This window comes from Asaia platycodi JCM 25414, assembly GCF_000614545.1.
Classification (GTDB): domain Bacteria; phylum Pseudomonadota; class Alphaproteobacteria; order Acetobacterales; family Acetobacteraceae; genus Asaia; species Asaia platycodi.
In genome coordinates, this window is sequence record NZ_BAKW01000018.1 from 55,725 (window position 1) to 82,137 (window position 26,413).

Genomic DNA, 26,413 nt, shown 5'->3' on the forward strand with positions numbered 1-26,413 from the left:
CCGCGTTGGCTGAGCAACCGGCCCGGACCGGGCTCGGAAAAGCAGGAGATCTTGCAATGACGATCAAGAAATCAGCCAATGCGCAGTGGAGCGGCGGCCTCAAGGATGGCAAGGGCAGCATCTCGACCCAGAGCGGCGCGCTGTCCAACCAGCCCTACGGCTTCAATACCCGATTCGAAGACAAGCCGGGTACGAACCCTGAGGAACTGATCGGCGCTGCCCATGCCGGCTGCTTCACCATGGCGCTGTCGATGATTCTCGGCGAGGCCGGCCTTACCGCGACCTCACTCGAGACAAAGGCAACTGTGTCGCTCGACAAGACCGATGCCGGGTTCGAGATCTCGAAGATCCATCTCGACCTCAAGGGCAGCGTTCCAGGGGCAGATCACGCAAAGTTCGAAGAACTCGCCACCAAGGCGAAGAATGGCTGCCCGGTATCGCAGCTCTTCAAGGCAGAGATTACCTTGACGACGACCCTCGCCTGACATGGCGCGATGGCCACCTTCCTGAAGGTGGCCATCAACGAACTCTCAGTCGCGGCTGCGATGCCAGCTGTTTTGCGCGTGATCACGCAGGATATGATCGACCAGAATACAGGCGACCATCGCCTCGGCCACAGGCACGGCACGGATGCCGATGCACGGATCGTGGCGACCCTTGGTGATCACGTCGATATTCTCACCCTGGCGATTGACCGAGGGTACAGGCACGAGGATCGAGCTTGTCGGCTTGATCGCAAAGCGGGCGGTGATGGGTTGGCCGGTCGAGATGCCCCCCAGAATGCCCCCGGCGCGATTGCCTTCGAAATGCAACACACCATCATGCATGCGCATGGGGTCGGCATTATCCTCTCCGCGCAGCGTAGCAACGCCGAAACCCTCACCGATTTCGACCGCCTTGACGCCGTTGATGCCCATCAGCCCCGAGGCGAGATCGGCGTCCAGCTTGCCATAGAGCGGTGCGCCCAGACCGGGCGGAAAATTTTCGGCAACGACTTCCACCAGCGCCCCGATCGACGACCCGTCTTTTCGCACACTGGAGAGGAGGCCCTTCCACTCGATAGCCGTCACCGGATCAGGCAGAAGAGCGGGTTGCGTGACACCTCGTCCCAGTCCCAGCGTGTGCGATCAATGGCCAGACCTCCGACCTGAACCAGAGCTGCCCGGATCCGGCCTCCCGGCCCAGAAGCTCGGCGATGACGCGTCGCGCCACACCCCCAGCCGCAACGCGGCAGGCTGTCTCACGTGCGGAGGACCGCCCGCCCCCGCGATAATCGCGCAGGCCATATTTGAGATCATAGGTGACATCAGCGTGGCCCGGGCGATACCGGGAGGCAATGTCGGTATAATCTTTCGACCGCTGATCGGTATTCTCGATCATCAGAGAGATCGGAGTACCGGTAGTCTTGCCCTCGAACACGCCGGACAGGATGCGCACCTGATCGGCTTCCTGACGCTGTGTGGTGAATTTCGACTGACCGGGGCGACGACGATCCAGCCAGGGCTGGATATCGTTTTCGCACAGGGTGATACCCGGCGGGCACCCATCGATTACGCAACCGATGGCCGGCCCGTGACTCTCACCCCAGGTAGTGACCCTGAAGAGTGTGCCAAAACTGTTATCCGACATCTCAGCCTTCTGAAGAGACGACGGCGATATCGGGCGCGTTCGGGTTTTTCATGCCAACCACGTGATAGCCGCAATCCACATGATGCACCTCGCCCGTTGTCCCGGAAGAGAGTTCCGACAGGAAATAAAGCCCGGCGCCGCCAACGTCCTTGAGCGACACGTTACGCTCCATCGGCGCATTGAGCTGATTCCAGCGCAGGATATAGCGGAAATCGCCGATACCGTTCGCGGCCAACGTCATGATGGGACCGGCGGAAATCGCGTTGACGCGAATATTGTCCTTGCCCAGATCGGCGGCCATGTAGCGTACCGAAGCCTCGAGCGCAGCCTTGGCCACACCCATCACGTTATAATGGGGCATGACACGCTCGGCACCCAGATAAGAGAGCGTCAGCAGCGACCCGCCATCCGTCATCAGCGCCGCAGCACGGCGTGCAACTGCCGTGAAGGAGAAACAGGAAATATCCATGGCCTTGAGAAAGGCATCGCGGGGCGTATCGACATAGCGCCCGCGCAGGAACTGCTTGTCGGCCCAGCCGATCGCATGAACCACGAAGTCGATCTTGCCCCACGCCTTTTCGATTTCATCGAAGGCGCGATCAATGTCGGCGTCATCGCCGACATCGCAGGGGATGACCAGAGACGCCCCGACGCTTTCTGCCAGAGGCTTCACCCGCTTGCCCAATGCCTCGCCCTGGTAGGTAAAGGCGAGTTCTGCCCCCTGAGCGGCGCAGGCAGAAGCGATGGCCCAGGCAATGGAGCGGTCATTGGCGACGCCCATCACAAGGCCGCGCTTGCCCGTCATCAGCGTCCCGGTGGGGAGATCGAACGAAGCGGTGGACATGAGGCAGATCCCGGTTAATGTCAGCAAAAGAAATAATAACGATCCGCTACGTCGCACATGCCCGCCGCGCAAACAAGTCTCGAGATGACACGTTAGAGGGGGCAACAAAGACGGATCGAATTCAAGCAGGAGGCACCCTGTCATGCCCGACGAAACCACCCTTCCCCTGATCCCGCTCGATGCAGATCCGTTCATGCTCTTTGCAGAATGGATGAAAGCGGCTGAAGCCAGCGAGCCAAATGACGCCAATGCCATGGCCATCGCAACGGCCACGCCCGCTGGCATTCCCTCTGTCCGCATGATCCTGCTCAAGGGCGCCGATGAGCGTGGTTTCGTGTTCTATACCAATCTTGAAAGCCGCAAGGGTGCGGAGCTTTTGGCCAATCCCCATGCTGCCCTTTTGTTCCATTGGAAGTCGCTTCGCCGCCAGATACGGATCGAGGGGCCGGTCGAGCCGGTAAGTGACGAAGAGGCCGATCGTTATTTCGCCAGCCGCAGTCGCAATTCGCGTATCGGCGCCATCGCTTCCGATCAGTCACGCCCGCTGGCCGATCGCGCAGAGTTTGAGCACCGCATCAAGCAGGTCACCGAGCGCTTTGAAGGCGATGAGCCTGTGCGTCCGGCAAACTGGTCCGGCTTCAGACTGGTGCCGCAACAGATGGAGTTCTGGCAGGACCGGCCTTTTCGCATGCATGATCGCGCCACCTGGACCCGACAGGAAAACGACTGGGCCGTGACGCGCCTCTATCCCTGATCTCCAGACGCTCCACGGGTTGCCTCGGAGCAATCCGTTTTTTCCCGCCACTGACCATCAAGTGAGAATTCCCATGGCCAACGACGTCCGAAACATCCTCGTCCCGCTGAATGGCGCAGGCAATATCGATGCCGTTCTGCGCGTGGGGCTTCTTCATGCCCGGGCGTTCAACGCTCATCTCTCGACCGTGCTCGTCGGTGACGACCCGAACGAGATGGCGGCCCTGACAGGTGAAGGCCTGTCGAGTTCGATGATCCATGAAATGATGGAAGCCGCCGAGCACGAGGCCCATCGACGCATGTTGCAGGTGCGTTTGAAATTCGACGCCTTCATCAAGGAAAACGACATTGAGCCCAAACAGGGTTTTCTGGAAAACGATCCCCTTGCTCAGTCACGCCTGAGCGCTTCGCTGGAATTTCTGACAGGCTCCGAACATGAGGCCGTCACCTGGCGCGCCCGCCTGTCGGACATCACACTGATGCCGCATCTCGGCCCTAACGATAACGCCCGTGCGTCGGAGGTGCTGCACGCCGTGCTGTATGACAGTGGCTGCCCGCTGGTCATTGCGCCGCCCAGCCCCCCTGTGAGTTCTGGCAAGCGCATCTGTATCGCCTGGAACGGCACGGCAGAAGCGGCCTCTGCCCTGCGAGGCGCCATACCTTACGCGAGGCGTGCCGAGGCGGTGCAGATCCTGACAAGCGTCGATTATCATCGACGCGGCCCCGAGGCAGACACGGTGCAGGACTATCTCAAGCTGCACGGTGTCGATGCCGAAATTCGCGTTTTCAAGGGGATCGATCGCGATATCGGCGCCGGCATTCTCGCGGCCTGCGCCGATTTCGGTGCCGATATGCTCACGATGGGGGCGTACTCGCATTCGCGCCTGCGTCAGATGATTCTGGGCGGAGCCACACGGCATGTTCTGGAACATGCCGAACTGACGGTACTCATGAGCCGCTGAGCAGTTTTGCCATGCCGCGTCGGACATGCTACCGCCGCACCATGCGCGCTTTCCTCTCAGACGCCGAATGAACCGCATCAACCTGAGGCGCGTGGCAGGTCGTTTCCTTCTCTCAGCGGCGCGCTTCTATGTCGGGCTGACGATGCGCACGATACGCTGGACGATTACAGGCGCGCCTGAATCTTTCCCCGCGCTGCTGCAAACGCCCGAACGTCCGGCAGATGGCTGTATCACTGCGGCATGGCACCGCACATTGCTGATGCTGCCGACCATGTGCCGGTGGGCTCACAAGCAAAAACCCGACCTGCCTATCACGGTCATGATCAGCCGCAACCGCGACGGTCGCTTCATCAGCGACCTCATCGCCCCGTGGAATATCGCCAGCATCGAAGGATCGAGCGACCGCAACGGCAAGAACAAGGGCGGCAGCCGGGCGCTGCGCGAGGCCTTCATCGCGCTCCGTAACGGCGCGATTTTCATGATCACGCCGGACGGCCCGCGCGGACCTGCCGAGACAGTCCAGGCTGGTACAGAAACCTTGATGCGCCTCACCGGCAAGCCGCTCATTCCTATCGGCGGCGCCTGCACGGGCTTTACCTTGCCTAGCTGGGACCGTTTGCGTGTGCCGCTTCCTTTCGGGCGCGGCTATCTGCTTTACGGTGCGCCCTGCACCTATCCTGTAACGGGCGATGAAATCGCTGCACGGCTGAAGACTCTCTCGACCCGAGCTGAAAACAGTCTTTCTTTAGGGCGCGCCACCCTCGCAGATCGTCTGTGGGCTGCGCTGGGCATGGCCCTGCTTCCGGCACTTCGAGCCATGTCACTGATACGCCTGCGGCGTGGCAAGGAACGGCTCGACCGCCTGCCTGAGAGACGCGGTCGCAGCGAGCTCGTCCGCCCTGGAGGCACACTGCTCTGGCTTCATGCTGCGAGCGTCGGTGAAACGCATTCGATCCTGCCTCTGATCGGTTCGCTGGCGGCGCGTCACCCAACTCATCGCTTTCTGGTCACCACCGCCACGACCAGCGGCGCGGATATCATCGCCGCGTATCAACGTCACGCGGGGCCAGTAGCAGAAAGACTGATTCACCAATTCATCCCTTACGACGTGCCACTCTGGACCAAACGCTTTCTTGACCATTGGCGCCCCTCGGCCCTGCTCCTGACTGACAGCGAACTCTGGCCGGGAATCATTTTGGCCTGCACGCGCCGCGCTATCCCTGTGGGCGTGCTCAATGGCCGCCTTTCCAGACGCTCCTGGCAACGCTGGCGGAAAATGAAGCGTTTCGCACCGCCGATTTTCAAGCGCCTCGATTTTGTCGCGGCACGCAGCGAAGAAGATGCCCGCCATTTCGCAACACTGGGGGCGCGCGATGTTATGTGTTTCGGCGACCTCAAGCAGAACGCCCCCCCTCCGGCAGTCGATCAGGAAGAGCTGGAGGCGCTTCGGGCCCATATCGCTGGCAGGCCGGTCTTTCTCGCTGCTTCGACCCATGAGGGCGAGGACGAGATCATCCTGCGCGCCGCCGCTCGGGCGCGCCGTAGCCTGCCGAACCTCTTGACCATCATCGCGCCAAGACATCCTGTGCGTTCAGGACAGATTGCCGCCCTTATCACCCCCGCACCGCCGCGCCGCGCGAAAGGGCAGAAACCATCAGAAAAAGATCATGTCTGGATTGCCGATACGCTTGGCGAACTCGGTCTGTTCTACAGTCTTGCTGATTGTGCTCTGATCGGCAACTCGCTCCTTTCTCCGGGTGGGGGGCACAACCCTTTCGAGCCTGTCAGGCTCGATGTCATCCTCGCGACAGGGCCATTCCATGACAATTTTCGCCCTGCCTTCGAGCAACTCAAGGGCTTCGTAAAGGCTATTAAAGGTGAAGAGGATCTGGCTGAATGGATCGAAGCAGTGGTGAGTAATCCGACAACATGGCGTGACAGGGCTCGGCGGGCACAGGGGGCAATCGCCTCGCATGAGACGGCACCTGCTGCATTGCTCGACAGGATCGACGCGCTGTGCGTCTGAAATTCGGCCCTCCGGCGTTCTGGAAAGAGCAGACTCCCGGCTGGCAGGCCAAAGCCCTCCTGCCTGCTTCCTGGGTCCTTAGCGCTTTGACGCGCTTTCGTGCCCTGAGCGCGTCGCCTGCCATCTCCCCCCTGCCCGTGTTGTGCTGCGGCAATCTGAGCGTTGGTGGCACGGGCAAGACCATTCTCGTGCGTGACCTCGCCCGCCGCCTCGAAATGCGTGGCGAAAAGCCTCACATATTGAGTCGCGGCTATGGCGGGCGGCTGCAGGGACCGTTGCGTGTTGACACCGCCAATCACACGGCGCGTGACGTGGGCGATGAACCATTCATGCTCGCCCAGCAATTTCCGGTCTGGATCGGCGCCAACCGGGCAGAAACGGCGCGCCTTGCGACTGAAGCCGGCGCCACTTGCCTGGTCATGGATGACGGCCTGCAGAATCTCACGCTGCGCCAGACGCTCCGACTGATCACGATCGATGGCGGCACAGGTCTGGGTAATGGGCGCACTCTGCCTGCCGGACCGCTCCGTGAACCGGCCTCCAAGGGTATGGAGCGCGCGGATGCGGTCGTGCTGATCGGGCGCGACGACACGGCGCTCGCGACACGCCTGCCCCCTCATCTGCCATGCCTTGCTGCAAAGCTCATCCCATCCGCTGCGATCAGGCGATTACAGGGCAAGCAGATCATTGCTTTCGCAGGCATCGGGCGCCCGACCAAGTTTTTCGACATGCTCGCCGATGCAGGGGCTGCCCCGATGCGCAGGATCGCCTTCGACGATCACCATGATTACAGTGAGCGCGATTGTCGACGCCTGTCAGTCCTCTCGCATCAGCCCGGTGCTGCTCTGGTGACGACAAGAAAAGACTGGGTCAAATTGCCCGACTGGCTGCGTGGCGATGTAGTGGTGATCGATGTAGAACTGCTCTGGGCCGATCCCGGAGCGCCAGAGAGGCTGCTGGACCTGCTGATGGCGAATGTGTAGAGCCGCCTGATGAGCGAGAAACCTGTCGTTACCCTGCTGCACCGCGCCGAATATGTCGTGGCGCGCATTTTTCTGGCTGGACTTTCCTGCCTCAATCCGACCACTGCCTCCAATCTCGGTGGCTGGGTGGCTCGAAAAATCGGTCCTCGCCTGCCGGTATCGCGCCTGGCCGACGCCAATATAGCCCTTGCCATGCCGAAGATACTTCCGGCTGAACGCGCACAAATCATCATTGATGTCTGGGATAATCTCGGTCGCACTGTCGCTGAATTTCCGCATCTCGCCCATCTCAGGCAGGATACGACAACAGGACCAGGCTGGAGCATCACCAACGCCCATATCCTTGAAGAAATGGTGGCGACGAAGAAGCCGGTCATCTTTTTTTCGGGTCATATCGGCAACTGGGAGATGCTTCCTCCTCTCGTGGCACGCCATGGCCTGCCCTTTGCCTCTTTTTATCGCGCTGCGGGCAACCCCCTGATCGACAGCTGATTATCGGCCTGCGCTCGAAAGCCATGGGCTGCGACGCACCTATGTTCGCAAAAGGCTCCAAAGGCGCGAGGCTTGCGCTCCGCCATCTCGCGCAAGGTGGGCATCTGGGGATTCTTGGCGACCAGAAAATGAATGACGGCATAGAGTGCCGGTTTTTCAATCTGCCTGCCATGACCGCCTCGGCTGCGGCAACTTTCGCGGTGAAGTATGACTGCCCTATCGTAACCGGGCGAATCATCCGGCTAGGCCCTGCACGGCTCCATCTGGAGGTAGGACCGGTGCTGCTGCCAGATCAAGCAGCGTCCCGACAATATGAGATTGGTTCGCTGACACAGCAACTGAATGATCGGCTCGAAAACTGGATAAGGGAAATACCCGGATGCTGGCTCTGGCTGCATAGACGGTGGCCCAAAGAACTCTATGCGAGAAAACCACGTTAACCCGAAGCAACCTCACATCCATGAGTGTCACTCGCGCTGTTAACGACACTCGCGGATAATAAAAATAGATTTCAATGCAGTAAGTTTTCTCGAATTCGAGCCAATCTGGCAAAAGGTCCAGTATTGGTTTCGATTACCAAATTTACGCGCGGACGAAACAAACCATTGCTTTTATGCAACACCCCTTCTTTCTCATGACAAAAAATGTACGTTCGGCGTAATTTTACGTTGAGACCAAGCGCTTTTGCCGTCTAGCCTCAGAGCTGCACCAGAAATGAGGACGCAACGTATGGCCCAGACGCTGCCGTTTCCCAAGAACGAAACTCCAGCACCTCTCAGCAATGTGATTCCACTGCGCTTCAATGTGTTGCCCCGTCATCGCGAGTATCTCTCGCAGTGGCTGCAAGCCGGTTTGGCCATGGGGCTGTGTGATGCCGACATCGAAACCGAGTGTTTCGAAGGACGTGACGAAGCCGTGGCCCATATCCTGATCTGGGTTCGCGAGAACGCAGACCCTGCTTATATGATCAAGCCACGCGGCCTGCGCTGGGTCTTGATCGACCATATCCGCGAGCATGAGCTGGGCGTCTATGCCAGCCTCGAACTCGCGCTGCACACGGTGCGCCCCGTGCTCCCACTTAAATCCATCGCCGCAGCCTGAGCAGCTCTCGCGATCGCCCCCAATCAAGATCAGGGGCGATGAAACGTGCAAGAGACTAGCGCTAAAGGCCCTGACACGGTCAGAGCGCGTTGCGTAGCAGTCTCCTCGGTGCAGCAGATGCCATCTTTACGCCACCGCCCGGCAGGATTTCGAACACCGCCAGCCACGGGCAACCGTACCGTCAGGCTGGAGCACGAAAGTGCCGTCCGAGCCCGCGAATCCGTCAGGCCTGAGTAGCGATTTCTGAGAGAACCCATCCGGATTCTGACTGAGCACGGCCGCCATGGTTGCCGTGTCATAGGCCACATTGGCCAGTACAGACGGTGCATAACCGTAGCGGCTGCGGTAACGCTGAACAAAATCAGTACGCGATGACGGATCAGGCGCCGCGAACCAGCCGCCCTGCAACGCCCCGAGTTTTGCGGCGAAAGCACTCCACAGGGCTGGCCCGAGAATGCGCGTCTGGTGCGGATCGACAGAAGCCTGTTTGAGCCCGTCGATGACAGTCGCCAGTTGCAGCCCTGTGTCTCCGAGCAAAAGTGCGTCGAAGGGCGGCGGTGGCAGAGCAATCGGTCCCGGCGCTGCCTGAGGGGGTGCCCCACCAGGGGTCGCAGGCGCCACGGCCGGACGGGTTGGCGTCGATGGCGAGACAGGAGCCTCTGCCGCACCGAGCGGATTGACCGCGTTAGGCTCTTCCTGCTTTGCAGCGTTAGCCTGCTGCGTCACCTGCCCCTGACGGAACTGCAAATTGGCGAGCGTCTTCAGGCCGCTCGTGATCGAATCGGGTGCATCGGTGTGAAAGACGATCTGCGGTGCGGCCAGTCCCTTTGCCGAGCAGGCTTTGAGAAGAGCGTCACCGAGCGCATGACCGAGCGCATTATCGGGAAGGAAAGCGGCGAAGGTCTTGCGGCCCTCCTGCGCTGCGGCATCGACGAGACGCCCGATCTGCTGCTCGACCGTCACGCCCATGACCCACACACCCGGCTTGGCCTGCGCCTGATCGCTGGTATAGGCAAATTCGGGAATATTCGCGGGCTGCGTAACAGAGGCCACGGCTGCCGTCTGTGGCGCCGTCAGCGGACCCAGAACGACCATATCGCCCTGATCGATCGCCGCGCGGGCAGCGCCTTCAGCCGTCTGCCCCTGCGCGTCGGTATCGCGAATATCGAGGGTCACACCATGACCTTCGGGCACAGCGATATGAGCGGCATTGGCCATCTGCTGGCCAAGCTTGCCGAAACGCCCTGTGAGCGGCAGCAGCAGACCGATCTTCTTGTTCGTATCCTGCTTAGCCGCGCCAGAGGGCGCACTGATGGGAGGGGCCGTCTCTGGCCCGCTACAGGCATTCAGGGCGAGCAGCGCGACACCGGCCAGTGCGCAAACCTTGCATGCAGAGGCCGACCTGAGCGATGTGAAGGAAACCACGCGCTGACGGGGACCGAATGTCCGACTTACCATCTTGCACCCATACTCCTGTTGACGATTCGACTTGATGGTCCGCAGCATGCTTATGACACTTCCTCCAGTTCTGCGACCCTTGCGGCAGGCAGCCTCACATTGGTCGCAACGCCCATCGGCAATCTGGGCGATATCAGCGCCCGCGCCATCGCCACGCTGAACGCAGCCGACGTGATCCTCTGCGAAGATACGCGGGTAACAGCGAAACTGCTCAAGACCTATAATGTTTCCACACCGACACAAATTCTTCATGATCATAACGAAGAAGGGCGCATTCCCGGCCTGCTGAACCGCCTGCAATCGGGCGCGAAAATGGCGCTGGTTTCCGATGCCGGAACGCCTCTGGTATCCGATCCCGGCTTCCGCCTGGCCCGTGCAGCCATTGCCGAAGGGTTTAATGTAGGCGCGGTACCCGGCCCGAATGCGGCAACGCTCGCGCTTACGCTATCGGGCCTGCCACCTCACCCCTATCTTTTCAGCGGTTTCGCCGCTGCGCGGTCTTCAGCGCGACGCAGCCAGTTTGCGGTACTGCGCGCCGCAGAGCAGGCAGGATTCAGCGCGACCCTCATCTGGTATGAGCGCCCCACCGGCTGCTGGACATGATAGAGGATCTGATCGTCGTGTTCGGTGCCGACCGCCAGGCCGCAGTCGCACGCGAACTCACCAAGCGTTTTGAGGAAGTCAGGCGCGGCACGCTGACCGAACTCCAGGCCCATTTCACCCAGACGGCACCGCGTGGCGAAATCACCATTCTGGTTGGGCCTTCCGAAGGCGATACCGCCCCATCAGAGGAAGATCTCGATTCACGCCTGCGCTCAGCGCTGAAAACCCATTCCGTCAAGGACGCCGCAGCCCTCGTTGCCGGCGCAATCAACCTGCCCAAGCGCGTCGTCTATGCTCGCGCCCTCGAGTTAGGGAAGGAATAAGTCGTCGCCCGGCGTGAGCCGAGACCTGCGTGATCAATCCTGCTCTTTTGGAAGCGCGAAAAGCGATTCAGACAGGCTAGGATTGGACGCCACATTGAAGAGATCGATCTGCGTCTCGCGCCCCTGCGCATCCTTCACGACCCATGATTTCAACGTCAGAGGCGTATCTGCGAAAATGAGCGTCAGACTTCCCTCTGAAGGCGTTGCCGTGCGTACGAGCGTAACCTGCACAAGCCCCTTGTCGTGCTGGAAACCGGTGACGGTCACATCGCCTGAAAGACGCAGATCCGGGCGCAAAAGAAGCCCGAGTGGGGTTCGATCGAGCGGCAAGGTCGTGACCTGACCCAGTTCGCGATCCTGATAGACGATCTGGCCCTGATTGGCGATGAGCAGAAGCGGGCTAGGCTTGTCGTAATCGAAGCGCATGCGCCCCGGACGATCCAGCCAGGCGGTGCCCGTCGTCCGCTCACCATCGGGCGCGATCTGCTGAAAACGCGCTTGATGGCGTGAATACCGTTGAGCGCGTCCTGAACACGGGCGATCCAGCTGCATCGGCGGGTCGCAGCACAGCGGGCGTTGCCTGCGCCATAACGGGGACCGGACTGAGAAAGAGACCGGCCAGACCGGTAAGCAGGCAGGCAGAACGCAATGTCATAACCGATCCGTCAGATAGCAGCTTCGTTGAAAATAAACCGGACATCGCCCTGCCAGTCTCCATGATAGCGTTCGAGCCAATGTTCGGCCTGGGTTCCGGCGCCATCGGCAATGGCCTTGAGCGGGTCCAGATACTGTTCCTCGCCGAGCTTGCGCGCACGCAGCCCCTGCTCGGCCAGAGCGATCACGCGTTTCGCGAGAGAGCGCAGGCCACCTGGGAAGGCCGCATCCATACCTTTTTCGGGCACGGCTTCGCGCAGGGCACGATAGCTTTCCCAACCCTGCTCACGTACGAGCGACTCCGCCGCGACGAGCGTCGCCGGGTCGTAGAGCAGCCCTACCCAGAGCGCGGACTGTGCCACCATCATGGCCGGGCTGCCTGCATCGGCACCGCGCATTTCAAGGAACTGCTTTAGCCTGACATCAGGGAAGGCCGTGGTGAGATGGTCTTCGAAATCGCCCATGGTCGGCGTCAATCCGGCCAGAGCCGGCTGCGCCTCGCCCGCAAGCCAGTCACGAAAAGATGCCCCGGCCACATCGCGAATCTCGCCGTCACGCATGACGAAATACATCGGCACATCAAGCACCCAGTCGACATACTGCTCGAAGCCGAAACCGTCTTCGAAACAGCAGGCGGGCATCCCTGAGCGCGCATTATCGGTATCGGTCCAGACATGGGCACGGTTCGACAGCAGCCCGTTGGGTTTGCCCTCATAAAAGGGCGAATTCGCAAACAGGGCGGTGGCGAGAGGCTGGAGCGCCAGCGAGACACGCATCTTGCGCGCCATATCGGCTTCCGAGCCGAAATCGAGATTGACCTGAACCGTGCAGGTGCGGGTCATCATGTCGAGGCCGAGCGTACCCACCTTGGGCATGTAGCGACGCATGATGGCGTAACGGCTCTTGGGCATGATCGGCATGGCATCACGCGACCAGAGAGGCTGAAAGCCGAGCGGTGCAAAACCAAGCCCAAGTGCCTGGCAGGTGCGCGCAGATCGGCAAAATGCCCGTCCATTTCGGCTTTGGTTTCGTGCAGATCGGCTGTCGGACGCCCCGAAAGCTCGAACTGACCTGCCGGTTCCAGAGAGACTGACTCCCCCTTGTGAGCGCCCTGCCCCTTCAGGCCGATAAGCTTGCCGTGGTCCTCGATCGACTCCCAGGTGCTCCCATCGCCCCTGAAGCCATGCAACAGCGCTTCGATGCCGTCAGGTGCGTAGGCGGGCGGGCTGTAGGCCTCACGCCCGGATCGATCGTCAGGCAGAACAAAACCGAATTTCTCGTGCTCGGTGCCGATACGCCAGGAGGCTTGCGGCTTCGCACCATCGGCGAGAAGCGTAATGAGCTGTGCCTTGCTCTCGATGGGCGTGTCGTTCAGGTCACCTGGATTGGACATGGGCGTTACTGGAGCCTCAGGGGATTTCTGGAAAAAGAAACTGTCGAGTTTCGTCCTATATGGACTGTGAAGTGCGAAACGCCAACTGGGCAAGACCTGCAACAACTGCCGTATCGGCCCGGAGAATGCGTTTTCCGAGAGAAATCGGAATAATCGCCTCATGCTTACTCAACAAGCGGCGCTCTGTTTCTGAAAAACCGCCTTCCGGACCAATGAGAAGCGCATGATCCTCCGGCACCGCCGAAACGTTCGCACACTCATGTCGTTCCAGCGCGGCAAAGAGGGGACGGTCGCCCTGCCACTCGCTCAGAAGCTGCGGCAAGGGCCTGAGCGGATCGATCCGGGGAATATCGAGGCGCTCGCACTGCTCTGCAGCCTCTATGGCGATGGCGCGAAAACGCCCGGCATTGATCCTGTGGGTATTGGTCCGCTCGGTGATGACGGGACAGAATCGCGTCACGCCCATCTCCGTTCCCATACGCAGAACGAGATCGGTCGCGTCGCGCTTGAGCGGGGCGAAAACCAGCACTGGCCCGACGGCTTTCTCGGGAGTCCTGACCGGAGCGACGAGCATCGCCAGCCCCCTGTCCTTGCGCTGGATTTCCAGACGCGCTTCCCATTCTCCCGCAACTTCATTGAAGACATGCAGGATATCGCCATTTTGCAAGCGCAGCACCGTGGCCAGATAGCGCATCTGATCGGCATCGAGCGCGACCCCCTCGCCCTGTTGGGGAAAAGGCAGATCGAGATAAAGCCGGGGCGCGTCCTGCATGAGACCCTCTTGATGTGTGATTGACGTCCGACCTTCATAGACGCAATGAACCGTCATGACGACACGGAGACCCGCATGATGCGCCAGGCTGCAGCCCATACCGATATACGCGCTCATGGCTGGGTTGCCCGTTTGCCCGAAGGGATACGACCCTATGTGCTGCTGGCGCGTCTGGACCGCCCTGTCGGCACCTGGCTGCTGCTCCTGCCCGGCATCTGGGGCATCGAACTGGCCCAGGGCGCGACGCCGCTGCGGCGGGCAATGCTGATCCTGCTTTTCGCGATAGGCTCGCTGGCCATGCGCTCGGCAGGTTGTGTGGTGAACGATATCTGGGATCGCAAGATCGACGCGCAGGTTGCCCGCACGGCAGGGCGCCCGCTGGCGAGTGGGCGTCTATCGGTCAGACAGGCGCTCGCCCTTCTGGCTACCCTGTTGATGATCGGCGCCCTGATACTTTTTCAGTTGCCGCCCATCTGCTGGGCGCTGGCGCCATTGGCCTTGCTTCTGGTGGGGCTCTACCCGGCGGCCAAGCGCGTCACATGGTGGCCGCAACTCGTCATGGGGTTCACCTTCGGATTCGGCGCCCCCATGGGCTATGCTGCCAGTGCAGGTCGGTCGATTGGGTCTGCGCCCTGCTCTATGCGGGTACGATCGTGTGGCAGCTTGGCTTTGACACGATCTATGGGTTTCAGGACATGGATGACGATGCCCGTATCGGCGTACGCTCCACCTCGCGTCTGTGGGCTTCCAGAGCCCGGGGCTTCATCGCAAGCTGCTATGGAGGCGCGATCCTGCTTTTCGCTGCAGCAATGGCTCTGGATCATCTGCACTGGCTCGCCTGGCCGATTGCGGCTCTTGCCTGTCTCATCCTGCTGAAGCAGGTCACGCGGCTTGACATTCACAACCCCGCGCTCTGCCTGAAGCTGTTTCGTCAGAACGTGCCTTTCGGACTCATTCTTGCCCTCGCCCTCATTCTCGGGCGCGAATTTACATGAAAGACCCAGCTGCTTTCATCGCCAGCCAGACCGCTATCGAGACGGCGCCTCTCGTGCCGGAACTGCGCCTTCATCTGGCAACGGAAATCACCCCGATCTGGCAGGCCACCGAAGCGCATCTCGCCGAGCTGAATATCGAGCCCCCCTTCTGGCTTTCGCCTGGCCGGGCAGCCAGCTTCTGGCACGATGGGTTCTCGACCATCCCGAAAGCGTGCGAGGCAAGCGGGTGCTCGATTTTGCCTGCGGGGGCGGTCTTGCCGGGCTTGCCTGCGCCAGGGCCGGCGCAAGCGATGTGCTGGTCAACGACATCGACCCGCTCGCACTCGTCGCCGCCAAACTCAACGCGTCACTGAACGGGCTGAGCGTTACCCCGCTCATCGGCGACCAGATCGACACCATCCCAGAGATCGACCTGCTGCTCTGCGGTGACGTCTGCTATAATCAGCAGATGGCCGACCGCATCATCCGTGGCTACGCCGCTGTGCGCAGAATATGGAAGTCTGGATGGCCGATCCGGGACGCCCTTATGCACCAAAGGACGGCATCGATATCCTGATTTCAGCCACGCTGCCGACTACGATGGAACTGGAAGCAAAACGGCCAGAGAAACGCGACTGTGCCGTATCTTGCCTCAACCGCGCTAAGGTCATTCTCTCAATTGGCTGCAAGTTTGGAGAACGTGACCCTGTCTCCTTCATCGGTCGCCCAGATTCTGTTTTGAACTGGAACGCCGATAAAAAATGTACTGACCAGTAGAAGCGAGCAGATAAGCCTTCTGGCTTTAGGTCGGCTCCAGATCTTTCATCACGAAAGATTTTCCGGCAACCGGCAGTCCATCAAAGACACACTCGACAAAGGTGACTTCCTTCGTCTTTCCAAGACTCTCGCAGTTGAGCCCGGTCGGTCGTCCGTCCTAACCCGGCAGCGGACGCGCTGACGCCTCACAGCTGAGCGATCAGCGCTTCGAACCGAGCCGTATCGTCCGCCCGAGGCTCAAACCGGCACCAAGCCAGGCGATGATCATGGCGCAAAGCAGGCAGAGGTGGAAGCATGCGTACTGAAGCGAAAAACACTTGCCACCAGCAACGCGCCGAGTGTCTGCCCTCCGAGCCGGGCGACAGAAACGAGGCCACTCGCACTCCCCTCGCGGCCACGCGGTGCTGCCAGCATCATGACGCGGTTATTTGGTGGCTGGAACATGCCGAAGCCCGAACCCGCCAGCCAGGTACGCCAGATGATATCCAGGCTGGAGGCACCGCTCGGCAACATCCAGAGTAAAGCAAAACCGCAGCCGGTAATGGCGAGCCCAAGGCTGGAAAGCTGCGCTGCCGGGATCCTGTCGGTCCAGCGACCAATCAGGAACGACATGCTGGCAACACCGATAGCCCAGGGTGCGATCAGGAATCCCGTCACGGTCACCGGTCGATGGAACACCGTCTCGAGCGTGAAAGGCATGGCGATGATGAAAAAATTGGAGGCGACGAAGCCGATCATTCCCACGATAAACGCGATCAGGAAGGATGGCACACCCAGCAGATCGACCGGCACGACCGGCTCACTGCTGCCGCGCTGATGCCGTAGCAGGGCAATCCAGCAGGCAATACCGACGCCCGATAGCGCCAGGGCGCTGAACAACCCGCCATGCACGAAATCGTCGATACCGATAACCGAAAAGGTAAAGGCCGCGACCGTCAGACAGATCGCGGCAAGATCGACAGCCCGCTCGGACCGTGGCGTGACCGGCAGGGCGAAACTGGCCATGCCGAGTGCGAACAGCCCGAGTGGCACATTGATCCAGAAGATCCACGGCCAGTCAGCCACCGACATGACGAGCGAACCCACAGTCGGGCCGAGCGCCACCCCGGTGCCGATGATGAGACCGTTCAGGGCAAGCCCTTTGCCGAGCGCTTCCCTGGGATAAATAAACCGGATGAGCGCAATGGCCACGCTCATGATGCTGGCGCCGCCCACGCCCTGCAAGGCGCGAGCCAGAGCCAGTTCGAGCAGGCTGTGCGACAGCGCGCAGAGAACGGATGCGACCAGAAAAATTGCGATCCCTACCCTGCACATGCGCGCAAAGCCGATGCGCGCGCCGATAGAGGCCAGTGGCAGAAGCATAGACAGCGAGGCAAGCTGATAGGCGTTGATCACCCAGATCGACTGCGACGAGGCGATGTGCAGATCATGCGCAATGCTGGGTAACGCGACATTGGCTACGGCATAATCGAGAACCGATAGCAGCACGGCCAGCGCCACGGCGAGCATCGCCTTGGCGCGCTCCCAGCCATAGAGCCCTTCACCGTGCTGCACCGTGGCCATCGCTCAGGGCTGCGCCATGAAGACGCGCTGGAACAACGCATTGGTCCAGTTCATGCCCTGTAGAAACAGAGCGGCGTCAAAGCGCGGGGCACCGTCGCGCAGAAAAGCGTGCTGGCCATCGACTTCGTGCCACTCGAGCGCCACTTCAGCCTGCTCCAGCGCGTCGCGGATCTGACGACGGCTTCATAGGGCACATGCGGGTCGTGACGACCCCAGACCATCATGATCTCACCCTTGATCTCGGCAGCACGGGCCAGCGTGCCGTCATGACGCTCACCGCCCAGCATGCCTGTATGCAGATCGGTCGCGTAGAAGCAGCCCGTCGCTCGATGGCAGGGTTGAGCGCCGCACGAAAAGCCAGATGCCCGCCCAGACAGACACCGAAAGCCCCGAAGCGACCGCTGCACGCCTCATGGCTGCGCAACCAGTCGATCAGCGCGACATTGTCGCTGTCGAACTGCCCGACCGGCTTCGTGTATTTCAGCTCGTTGCCACGATCCGTGCCGGGCTTGTCATAAGCCAGAACGCAGCCTGCCGCCTCATATTCGTGATAGACTTCGGGCACGGCCACCATATAGCCCTGACCGGCAATCATGGCTGCCAGACGCTCGATCGGTGCGGTTACCTGATAGATTTCGGAAAACAGCAGAATGGCCGGAAAGCGCCCCGCTTTCGTCGGGCGAAAAAGATGCACGCGCATCTTGCCGGTCGGGGTGTCGATATCCGCTTTCTCGTCGCTGCGAATCAGCATGCCAGATCTCCCTGCTCGGTCTGGGCGCCTTCGGCCCCTTCAGGGAGAGAAAACTCACCCGATCGAAGGAAAGCATGAGGCGGCGCCAGAGGCGAAATGATCCTCGTGCATAATCCGGTTCACGCCGGGGCGCCATGCCTTCGCGGTGTTGCGACTCGTTTCATGATCGATGACGACGTTGGATCGATCCAGATTTTTTCCGGTGCAAGATCAGCCCTGACGCGGCTTGTAAGATTCCTGCCCAATATGTGAACATCCGATCCGTCGCAACACGTTGACAGAAATCCGTTTCCGGTCCCGAGATCACGCCATGTCTGCGCTATTTGCCATCTCCCTTGCCTCCGCTGCGATCCTCGCGATCGTCGTTCTCATCGCCTATTTCAGGCTCAACCCCTTTATTGTCCTCTTCACGACGTCGCTCGCGCTCGCGCTCGCTGCGGGCATGCCTGCCGACAAGGTGGTCAAATCCTTCGAAGAGGGCGCTGGCCATGTTCTGGGCCATGTCGGCACCGTGATCGCGCTCGGCACCATGCTGGGCAAGATGCTGGCGGAGTCAGGCGGCGCGGACAGGATCGCGCTGACCATATCGAGTTGGGCCGGGCGCTCTCGCGTCGACTGGGCGATGATGATCATCGGTCTGCTGATCGGCCTGCCCGTCTTTTTTGAAGTGGGTTTCGTGCTGCTGATCCCGCTCGCTTTCGTGCTGGCGGCGCGCACCGACACTCCACTGCTGCGTGTGGCGCTGCCCATGGGCGCCGCGCTCTCTGTCACACACGCCATGATTCCGCCGCATCCGGCGACGTTGCTGGCGCTTTCGGCCTATCACGCCAATACGGGCCACACGATCTTTCTCGGCATTCTGATCGGCACGCCCATTGCCATTATCGCAGGCCCGCTTTACGCCCGATTTATCGCGCCACGCGTGCCGCTGACGGAAGCGAACCCGCTGGCCGAGCAATTCGTCAATCGCGAACCACCGAAGAACATGCCGGGCTTCGGCATCACGGTCTTCACCATTCTCTCGCCCGTCGTGCTGATGCTGATCGCCTCGATCGCCGATCGTGTCTCGTCGCCGGGAACGGGCCTCAACACGGCGCTGCATTTTATCGGCAATACCGATATCGCGCTGGTGCTCGCCGTCATTCTCTCCTTCTATGTTCTGGGTCTCGCCCGCGGCTTCTCGCGTGACACCATTCTCAAATTCACCAATGAGTGCCTTGGCCCGACCGCGCTCATCATGCTTCTGGTCGGCGCAGGCGGCGGCTTCGGGCGTGAACTGGTCGATAGCGGCGTGTCAAAGGTCATCACCGACACAGCCTCGATTTCAACGTGCCCATTCTCGTGCTCGGCTGGCTTCTGGCCGTGATCGTGCGCGTAGCCTGCGGTTCGGCAACGGTCGCCATGAGTACCGCTTCGAGCATCGCCGGGCCAATCCTGCTCAAAAGCCACGGGGTGTCGCCCGAACTCATGGTGCTGGTGACCGGCGCCGGATCGGTCGCCTTCGGTCCGATGAACGATGCCGGCTTCTGGCAGATCAAGGAATATCTTGGACTGACCGTGCCTCAGACCATCAAGACCTGGTGCGTTATCGAGACGCTGATTGCATTCCTCGGCCTCGGCTTCTGTCTTCTTGTCTCGATGTTCATCTGAGATCGCCTTACGCACCGCTACCCGGCCCCTCTCCCGCGAGGATGGACCGGGTAAAGTGGTCTATGCAGATTGCACGCCATGCCTCCCCCGCCCGTGACAGCACGTGATCACGACGCGTCGCCAGAGCCAGCTCGAAGCCCATCGTCGGCGAAAGCAGGTGCAAGACCTTGAGCCCTGCCATCCACCCGCCTCGGCACAGGGCAGACGGCACGATACCCAGCCCGATCCCGGCGCGTACCATGGCCATCAGCAGATAGATGTCGCCTGTGCGGCCAGCGGTTCTCGGCACAGCCCCATGTTCGGCATAGGCCTGGGCGATGAAGCTGTTGATCTTGAAATCCTCTCTGAGCAACACGACGCGCTCGGCCACGATATCGGCCAGACGACAACTCTTGCCCGCGCCGAAGGGATGTTGATCAGGGACGACAAGGCAGAGATGATCGCGCCCCATCGGATAGAGATGCAGATCCTTCTCGCTGATCGGCAGAATGAGCGCTGCGATTTCGGTCTGTCCGCCGCGCAACCTCGGAATCAGCCGGTCCGACGGGCATTCGTCGATTTCCAGCATCACGCCGGGATACTGGCTGCAAAAGCTCTCGATGATGTCCGGAAAACAGATTGAGGAAATGGCCGGTGGCACGGTCACGCGCAAGGGCCCTTCGAGGCTCTCCCTGTCGGCGGAAAGCGTCTCGCGCAGCGCAATCTCCTCCCGGAGCGTGCGCTCAGCATAGCGCCGAAAGATCTCCCCCTTCTCCGTCAGGATCACCCCCTTCCTGCTACGGATGATCAGTCGTGCCCCGAGCTTTGCTTCAAGCGTCTGGATACTCTGGCTGATGGAGGGCTGGCTGATATGCAGTGCCTCGCTCGCCTTCACGAACCCACCCTGACAGACGACGGTAAGGAAGTGATTCAGTTCACGAAAGGTGATCTGTGGTGAGATCATAGTCGTTTGCCTATCTTCGCCATTTGAAGATCATATTATCTTATGGGTCTGGATGTCGGTAGAACCTCTCTGACCGAACGGTGCGGGATTCCCGGTGGGAGGCCAGTCGTCAGGACACGCCGTCACCGTATAGACGCCGAAATCTCTTCGACCGCACAGGGGGTCAAGATACTCTCACCTGGTTCACCGGGCGCAGAATGGTCGGACTCGACAGCCAGCTTCGTCAAACCTTGCGGGAACAGCGAAGATTGTTTCCAGCCTGCCATCCAAAAGTGGCCCAGGACGATCACGGTTCGATCTGCATGACTACCTCGAGACGCCGCGACGCATCATTTTCACAGGCCACGAGCGACGAGATTTTCGCCAGCCAGTTTCAAACCGGATCGACCTCGCCCATGACCTCTTCCCTCGTAGAAAGCCCCTGCCCTGCCTCCCATGACGTCACAGCACCTGATTTCGCCATCACAGAGGACATGGTGGAAGAACTCACGACGCCATACGCGCCGGGACTGCGTCACACTCTGGCCGAAGATGTCTACGCCTTTCTGATCGGCTGCTCCCTGATCGTCATGGGGCTGGTCTGCCTGCACAAGGCCGGGCTGGTCACGGGCGGCATGGCCGGGATCGCCCTGCTCATCTCCTATCTCGTGCCGGTATCGCCAGGGATGCTGTTCACGCTCATCAACATCCCGTTTCTTGCCTTTGCGCTGCGCGCCATGAGCCCGGCCTTTGCGCTCAAGACCATGATCGCGAGCTGCGGCGTCACCCTTTTTGCTGGTTTGATGCCAAGGGTCATAACAGTATCGCAAATCGACCCGTTCTTCGCTGCCCTCTTTGCAGGGACGATCATCGGGCTAGGTATTCTATGCCTCGCCCGACATCAGGCTGGGGTTGGAGGCACCGGTATCGTCACGCTATGGCTGCAAAAGACACGCGGCATCAACGCAGGACGTGTTCAGATTTCGATCGACATCGTCATCATGGCAATTTCGGCGCTCTTCCTGCCCACGCACAAGATCCTGCTATCCCTGCTAAGCGCCGCCGCAACCAGCGGTATCCTGATCGTCTATCATCGACCGGGACGTTACATCGGACACTGACAAGCCGGAAGGCGTTCCGCCGCCCGGCCCTGCGCGGTTCAGGAGAGGGTGTCGAGAAACGCCTGTGCTGTCATCGGATGGGAGAACATCGGGTACGTGAAAGCAATCGCGGCTTCCTGCTGCGCCTGAGAGAGCGTCGCCGTGCAATCAGTGAGGGTCACCACGTCATAGCCGCGCTCATAGGCACTGCGCATTGTCGATTCGACACAGCAATCGGTCAGAAGCCCACCCAGAGCGATGCGCGTTATGCCGTTCTGACGCAGAACAAAGTCGAGATTGGTGCTGGCAAAACCGCAGAGACCGCGCTTGCCCGCAATTACGATGTCACCTTCATGCAGAGTGAGACTGTCGACAATCTGCGCGCCCCAGCTCCCGATGCGGAACGCATCCGTGGCCCTTACGCCAGCCAGAATACCATAAGGCGCGGTGGAAAGTTCGGGATAACCAGGCGCAAACTCGATCGGTACCCAGACGATCCTGACCCCTTTCTCGCGGGCCGCTTTCACAAGAGCCTCGGTATGCGCGAGCATATCCGTACGCGCCAGCTCAGCCCGGACGCCTCATGCAGGGCGCCCCCCTCAGAAAGAAAATCGTTCTGGTATTCGATCAGGACAAGCGCCGTCTGGCTCATGACTTGGTCTCTGCATAAGGGTTCTTCGTGCCGCGAAGCTGCAGACGAATCGGCGTTCCCGGCAGATGGAACGTCTCACGCAATCCATTCACCAGGTACCGCTTATAGCATCGGGAAGCATTTCAGCGCGGGTGCCGAACAGAATGAATGTCGGCGGACGCGATTTCGCCTGTGTCATGTAGCGCAGCTTGAGTCTGCGCCCATCGACCAAAGGCGGCTGATGACGCTCAAGGGCGCCTTCGAACCAGCGGTTAAGCTCGCCCGTCGTAACGCGACTGTTCCACACCTCATGCGCGCGGCGCACCGTGGGAAGCAGCTTGTTCACGCCTGCACCAGTCAGCGCAGAGAACGTCACAACCGGTATGCCGCGCATCTGGGCCAGCGAGGTTTCGATACGGTCGGCAATGGCCTGACGGGTTGCCGCACGGTCTTCAACGGCATCCCATTTATTCAGCGCCAGCACACAAGCCCGGCCTTCACGCTCGATCAGACGCGCAATCTGAAGATCCTGTTCGTGCACGCCGAGTGTGGAATCGAGTGTCAGCACCACGACCTCAGCCATTTTCAGCGCCTCGATAGACGCCGAAACCGACATGCGTTCCAGATCCTGCTCGATCCGTGCCTTGCGTCGCAGCCCTGCCGTATCGACAAGCTGAATCGGCCCGACCTCGTCATGCAGGGAGACGGAGATGGAATCACGCGTCAGTCCGGGCTCGGGCCCGGTAATCATCCGCTCTTCGCCGAGCAGGCAGTTCAGCAATGTGGACTTGCCTGCATTGGGGCGACCGACAATGGCCAGACGCAGCGGTCCGGCGGGCCGCTCCTCAAGCTCTTCGGTTTCGTCGTCCACCGGCTTCGAGCGCGAACGTGTCTTGGCGCGCACGCGTTCGCCCTCGGGCAGACGGTCGGCGATCTCACCCATGAGATGGGCAATGCCTTCACCATGCTCGGCCGAGAGTGCGAGCGGCGTACCGAGACCGAGCGAATAGGACTCGATCACCTCACTGGTGGCTGCTGACCCTTCGGCCTTGTTCGCAACGAGCAGAACCGGCTTGTTCTGCTTGCGCAGCCAGGCCGCGAAATGCTTGTCGGCAGGCGTAACACCGGCTCGCGCATCGATGCAGAACAGTACTAGATCGGCCTGCGCCACGGCAGATTCGGACGAGGCCCGCATACGTCCGTAAAGCGTATCCGGCGCGGCCTCTTCGAGACCTGCGGTATCGATCAGACGGACCTTGCGCCCGCGAAGGAGCGCCTCTCCTTCCTTGCGATCGCGCGTTACGCCCGGCATGTCAGACACGATGGCCTGACGACGCCCTACCAGCCGGTTGAAGAGAGTCGATTTACCGACATTGGGACGCCCGGCAATAACGACGAGCGGAAGAGAAAGAGAGTCAGTCACTGATCAACCATATGCGTTCAGATTGCCATCCGTAGACAGCACAAGAACCTTGCCGTCACAGATGATGGGTTCGACCAGCGCAGGCAGCTTGGTCTTGAGAGGGGCATCAGCCTTGCCGGTCACGGCGTCAATGACCTGCAACCCGGTCTCTTCGAGCGATGAGACGCAAACCAGCTTGCCATCGCCCATGACGGGCCCAAGCCAGGTCACGGCGTATTTCTGCTTGGTCTCGTTCTTGAAGCGACGCAGATCATGGATCCAGCGCACATGGCCTGACAGACGATCAAGGCAGGCTAGCTGCTGATCGGATGAAATGACGTAGAGCCAGTCACCTACAATCAGCGGCGTATTCTGACCGCTTGCTTCGCGCTCCCACAGACGACGACCCGAGCGCATGTCGATGGCGACCAGCACCTTTGAAAGCGAGATCGCATAGGCCGTGCCATCCTTGATGACCGGCGCCCCGCGGACACAGGCCAGATCGAGCATGGCGCCACGACCGTTCGAACCGCCAAGCGAGTCACTCCAAACCAGTTCGCCCGATTCGGCACGCAGCGCCACGAGGTCGCCACTGCCGAACCCGGCCACGACAACGCCATTGGCGACGGCAGGGGCAGCCTGACCGAAAATGACGGTGTCAGCTTCGGTGGCCTGATAGGTCCAGATCTGCTCACCCGTCTCGGCATTGAGCGCAAAAAGACGCTCGTCGATCGTCCCGAAGAAGACGCGTCCATCGACGATAGTCGCGCGGAGCGACCCGGCACCACCGTCTCGGCGCGCCACTTCACCTTGCCGGTCTCGGCAACGACTGCGATCACCTGTCCGACGCCATCGACAATGTAGAGCGTGTCACCCGACACGCCCATGCCGCCACCGATATCGCTGGAGCGCGACTTCTTTCCCTTGGGAATGAACGTCCAGAGCGGGCTCATCGCAGGCCAGGTCCATGCCCGCACAGTGCCGACGCCATCGCGCGTATAGATGCGGCCCGCGTCGATGACTGGCGGCGACTGGATCGCGCCGCGTCCGTTCGGACCGAGCGCGGCAAAATGCAGGAAGGCGGGTTCGGACACACCATGACCGATCGAACGCGACCAGGCGAGATTCGGCCCGGCCCAGTTCGTGTTGACCGCGAGATGATCAGGCACGCGCCCCACAACGGGATAGGCAGAAACAGCCTGAACCGGCGGCAGAACGATGGGCGTATGATCTTCTTCATCAATCACCAGACCGGCGCCGGTAGACAGAACGTCGTAACGCTTGCCTGCAAGAATGGGCTTGGGGTCGTCCTTGAAAATGCCGCAGCCAGAAAGCAGGGCTGTGCCTGCCAAAGCCGAGCCAAGAAAAAAGCGGCGGCCTGGCTGACGCAACGGGTTGTTGTTCTCGATAGGCATCAGCCGGCTCCGCCGAAGGTTTGCAAAAGAATGGAAGCGCGCTGTCTGACTCCGTCAGGCGCATCGGGAGACTGGGCGAGGCCCAGCAAAAGACTATGGGCCTCGTCACGCTGTTTGGGTGTCGCATCGGCGCGCAGATCGAGCGCGACAAGGCTTTCCTGTGCGAAAGCACGCCAGGGCCCCGAATTGGCTGCGAGGAGCTCGAGCTGCTTGCGCGTCTCGGTCACGTCGGCATCGTTGATATGGCTGTTCAGCAAAAGGAGGCGGGCCAGCGCCTTCAGAGACGCGTTGACATCCTGCGTGTCGATCACGCCCTGCCACGTCTTTCTGGCTCCGGCCATGTCGCCCTTCTGCGCAAGGAGCTGGGCGAGTCTGATGGCTGAGAAACTGCGTGTCGCGCCCGGCGCGCTCGAAGCGAGATCGGCAAGAACCGCCTGATTCTCTTTTTCGGATTGCGCGCGCAGGGTAGCATCAGGCTGGGGTGCCTGAAGCGCCTCGATCGCCGTGAAGTAGCGCCCCGAGGCCACTGCCTGAGCCTGGTGATGACGATGGATCTGCCACTGCCATCCACCCACGCCAATCAACGCGATCAGTGCCGCACCGATCGCTACACCTCCGAAACGCCGGGCGGTTGCACGCAGCTCAGCTGCACGCATTTCCGCCTGGGCCTGACTGAAAAACTCGTCTGCCACCGTGATCCTCTTGCGACACTATCGCGACGAGCATACAGACGCTGCGACAATGCGGCAAATCGCTTTGTCATTCTGGTGTCGCATCGGTCAAACTTCGGCCATAACCGGCCGTTACACAGACCCTTTGTCACAGGAGAGCCCCATCCAATGCGACCAGCGCCCGATATGATGATGGCAAGACGGAGCTTTCTCCTCAGCCTTCCCCTGATCGGGATCACCACCCGCAGCGTCTTTGCAGTCGACGCGGCCACTCAGGCCACACAGCATGACGCACTTGCCGAAATCGCCCGTCGCTTCGAGAAGGACTCAGGGGGCCGTATCGGCGCCCATCTCTTCTGCCCCGAAACCGGTACTGCCCTTTCATGGCGCGGGGAGGAACGGTTTTTGATGTGCAGCAGCTTCAAGGCCTCGCTGGTCGCCTGCGTTCTCGGGCGTTGCGACAGGGACGAAGACGACCTGACCCATCGCCTGACTTTTGTCGATTCCGATTTCAAGGCCGGATGGGCACCGGTTGCCCGTCAGAACCGCGATGCCGGGCATCTC

Annotated in this window: 16 protein-coding genes and 10 pseudogenes; 13 read left to right on the forward strand and 13 right to left on the reverse strand. The window is 60.8% G+C overall.

Translation table 11 applies throughout. The features are described from left to right. The first annotated feature begins 56 nt into the window (after positions 1-56). Positions 57-485 carry an OsmC family protein gene (locus JCM25414_RS12725; RefSeq protein ID WP_025841890.1) on the forward strand — a complete coding sequence of 143 codons (429 nt, stop codon included), beginning with the start codon at positions 57-59 and terminating at the stop codon, positions 483-485. Between the two features lie 45 nt (positions 486-530). Here JCM25414_RS12725 and aroC read toward each other — a convergent pair. Further along, positions 531-1,629, reverse strand: a pseudogene (gene aroC / locus JCM25414_RS20150) (chorismate synthase). Between the two features lies 1 nt (position 1,630). After that, positions 1,631-2,473: an enoyl-ACP reductase FabI gene (gene fabI / locus JCM25414_RS12735; protein ID WP_025841891.1), complete on the reverse strand. Its 843-nt coding sequence runs from the start codon at positions 2,471-2,473 to the stop codon at positions 1,631-1,633. Positions 2,474-2,615: 142 nt separating this feature from the next. Between fabI and pdxH the strand changes: the two genes are divergently transcribed. The 6 genes and pseudogenes from pdxH (at position 2,616) to JCM25414_RS12765 (ending at position 8,790) form a co-directional block, all read left to right on the forward strand. Next, positions 2,616-3,227 (forward strand): pyridoxamine 5'-phosphate oxidase, encoded by a 612-nt coding sequence (gene pdxH, locus JCM25414_RS12740; protein ID WP_025841892.1) that lies wholly within the window; start codon positions 2,616-2,618, stop codon positions 3,225-3,227. 73 nt (positions 3,228-3,300) lie between these two features. Beyond that, the gene (locus JCM25414_RS12745; protein WP_025841893.1) at positions 3,301-4,188 is read left to right on the forward strand and encodes a universal stress protein; all 888 of its coding nucleotides are present in this window, start codon (positions 3,301-3,303) and stop codon (positions 4,186-4,188) included. A gap of 91 nt (positions 4,189-4,279) precedes the next feature. After that, positions 4,280-6,214 (forward strand): glycosyltransferase N-terminal domain-containing protein, encoded by a 1,935-nt coding sequence (locus JCM25414_RS12750; RefSeq protein ID WP_159101769.1) that lies wholly within the window; start codon positions 4,280-4,282, stop codon positions 6,212-6,214. After that, positions 6,211-7,197: a tetraacyldisaccharide 4'-kinase gene (lpxK, locus tag JCM25414_RS12755; RefSeq protein WP_408734892.1), complete on the forward strand. Its 987-nt coding sequence runs from the start codon at positions 6,211-6,213 to the stop codon at positions 7,195-7,197. The genes JCM25414_RS12750 and lpxK overlap by 4 nt, the downstream gene beginning before the upstream one ends. 9 nt (positions 7,198-7,206) lie before the next feature. Then, positions 7,207-8,129 (forward strand): annotated as a pseudogene (locus tag JCM25414_RS20155) (LpxL/LpxP family acyltransferase). Positions 8,130-8,418: 289 nt separating this feature from the next. Next, positions 8,419-8,790 carry a hypothetical protein gene (locus tag JCM25414_RS12765; protein ID WP_025841896.1) on the forward strand — a complete coding sequence of 124 codons (372 nt, stop codon included), beginning with the start codon at positions 8,419-8,421 and terminating at the stop codon, positions 8,788-8,790. A 126-nt stretch (positions 8,791-8,916) separates the two neighbouring features. Here JCM25414_RS12765 and JCM25414_RS20160 read toward each other — a convergent pair whose 3' ends face one another. Then, positions 8,917-10,248 carry a penicillin-binding protein activator gene (locus tag JCM25414_RS20160; protein WP_159101770.1) on the reverse strand — a complete coding sequence of 444 codons (1,332 nt, stop codon included), beginning with the start codon at positions 10,246-10,248 and terminating at the stop codon, positions 8,917-8,919. Positions 10,249-10,347: 99 nt separating this feature from the next. Here JCM25414_RS20160 and rsmI point away from each other — a divergent pair. Continuing rightward, a pseudogene (gene rsmI / locus JCM25414_RS20165) lies at positions 10,348-11,174 on the forward strand (16S rRNA (cytidine(1402)-2'-O)-methyltransferase). 33 nt (positions 11,175-11,207) lie between these two features. Here rsmI and JCM25414_RS20170 read toward each other — a convergent pair. The 3 genes and pseudogenes from JCM25414_RS20170 to JCM25414_RS12790 all read right to left on the reverse strand — a co-directional run bounded on the left by JCM25414_RS20170 (position 11,208) and on the right by JCM25414_RS12790 (position 13,993). Continuing rightward, positions 11,208-11,726: a LolA family protein gene (locus JCM25414_RS20170; protein ID WP_242403570.1), complete on the reverse strand. Its 519-nt coding sequence runs from the start codon at positions 11,724-11,726 to the stop codon at positions 11,208-11,210. A 113-nt stretch (positions 11,727-11,839) separates the two neighbouring features. Continuing rightward, positions 11,840-13,221, reverse strand: a pseudogene (locus JCM25414_RS20175) (glutamate--cysteine ligase). Between the two features lie 55 nt (positions 13,222-13,276). After that, positions 13,277-13,993: a 16S rRNA (uracil(1498)-N(3))-methyltransferase gene (locus JCM25414_RS12790; protein WP_025841897.1), complete on the reverse strand. Its 717-nt coding sequence runs from the start codon at positions 13,991-13,993 to the stop codon at positions 13,277-13,279. 75 nt (positions 13,994-14,068) lie between these two features. Between JCM25414_RS12790 and ubiA the strand changes: the two are divergent. Together ubiA and JCM25414_RS20185 are read left to right on the forward strand one after the other, a co-directional pair. After that, positions 14,069-14,988 (forward strand): annotated as a pseudogene (gene ubiA / locus JCM25414_RS20180) (4-hydroxybenzoate octaprenyltransferase). Continuing rightward, positions 14,951-15,544 carry a class I SAM-dependent methyltransferase gene (locus tag JCM25414_RS20185; protein ID WP_369346074.1) on the forward strand — a complete coding sequence of 198 codons (594 nt, stop codon included), beginning with the start codon at positions 14,951-14,953 and terminating at the stop codon, positions 15,542-15,544. Before ubiA ends, JCM25414_RS20185 begins: the two are co-directional and overlap by 38 nt. Before the next feature lie 464 nt (positions 15,545-16,008). On the opposite strand, the gene JCM25414_RS20190 is transcribed toward JCM25414_RS20185, so the two are convergent. Together JCM25414_RS20190 and JCM25414_RS20195 are read right to left on the reverse strand one after the other, a co-directional pair. Beyond that, positions 16,009-17,307, reverse strand: coding sequence for an MFS transporter (locus tag JCM25414_RS20190; RefSeq protein ID WP_081775932.1), 1,299 nt, complete (start codon positions 17,305-17,307; stop codon positions 16,009-16,011). A gap of 3 nt (positions 17,308-17,310) precedes the next feature. Continuing rightward, a pseudogene (locus tag JCM25414_RS20195) lies at positions 17,311-18,058 on the reverse strand (dienelactone hydrolase family protein). Positions 18,059-18,368: 310 nt separating this feature from the next. Here JCM25414_RS20195 and JCM25414_RS20200 point away from each other — a divergent pair. Then, positions 18,369-19,708 (forward strand): annotated as a pseudogene (locus tag JCM25414_RS20200) (GntT/GntP/DsdX family permease). A 7-nt stretch (positions 19,709-19,715) separates the two neighbouring features. On the opposite strand, the gene JCM25414_RS12825 reads toward JCM25414_RS20200, so the two are convergent. Beyond that, the gene (locus tag JCM25414_RS12825) at positions 19,716-20,651 is read right to left on the reverse strand and encodes a LysR family transcriptional regulator (RefSeq protein WP_025841898.1); all 936 of its coding nucleotides are present in this window, start codon (positions 20,649-20,651) and stop codon (positions 19,716-19,718) included. Positions 20,652-20,953: 302 nt separating this feature from the next. Between JCM25414_RS12825 and JCM25414_RS20205 the strand changes: the two genes are divergently transcribed. Then, the gene (locus JCM25414_RS20205) at positions 20,954-21,751 is read left to right on the forward strand and encodes a YitT family protein (protein WP_242403571.1); all 798 of its coding nucleotides are present in this window, start codon (positions 20,954-20,956) and stop codon (positions 21,749-21,751) included. A gap of 38 nt (positions 21,752-21,789) precedes the next feature. Here JCM25414_RS20205 and JCM25414_RS20210 read toward each other — a convergent pair whose 3' ends face one another. The 4 genes and pseudogenes from JCM25414_RS20210 to JCM25414_RS12850 all read right to left on the reverse strand — a co-directional run bounded on the left by JCM25414_RS20210 (position 21,790) and on the right by JCM25414_RS12850 (position 25,870). Continuing rightward, positions 21,790-22,281, reverse strand: a complete 492-nt coding sequence (locus JCM25414_RS20210) for a cysteine hydrolase family protein (protein ID WP_199897638.1) — start codon at positions 22,279-22,281, stop codon at positions 21,790-21,792. Positions 22,282-22,378: 97 nt separating this feature from the next. Further along, positions 22,379-23,784: pseudogene (gene der, locus JCM25414_RS20215) on the reverse strand (ribosome biogenesis GTPase Der). Between the two features lie 3 nt (positions 23,785-23,787). Further along, positions 23,788-25,178: pseudogene (locus JCM25414_RS20220) on the reverse strand (outer membrane protein assembly factor BamB family protein). Next, complete coding sequence (locus JCM25414_RS12850; RefSeq protein ID WP_025841900.1) at positions 25,178-25,870, reverse strand: tetratricopeptide repeat protein; 693 nt, start codon at positions 25,868-25,870, stop codon at positions 25,178-25,180. The pseudogene JCM25414_RS20220 and the gene JCM25414_RS12850 overlap by 1 nt, the downstream one beginning before the upstream one ends. A gap of 147 nt (positions 25,871-26,017) precedes the next feature. Here JCM25414_RS12850 and JCM25414_RS12855 point away from each other — a divergent pair. Further along, a pseudogene (locus tag JCM25414_RS12855) lies at positions 26,018-26,413 on the forward strand (hypothetical protein); the annotation flags it as partial.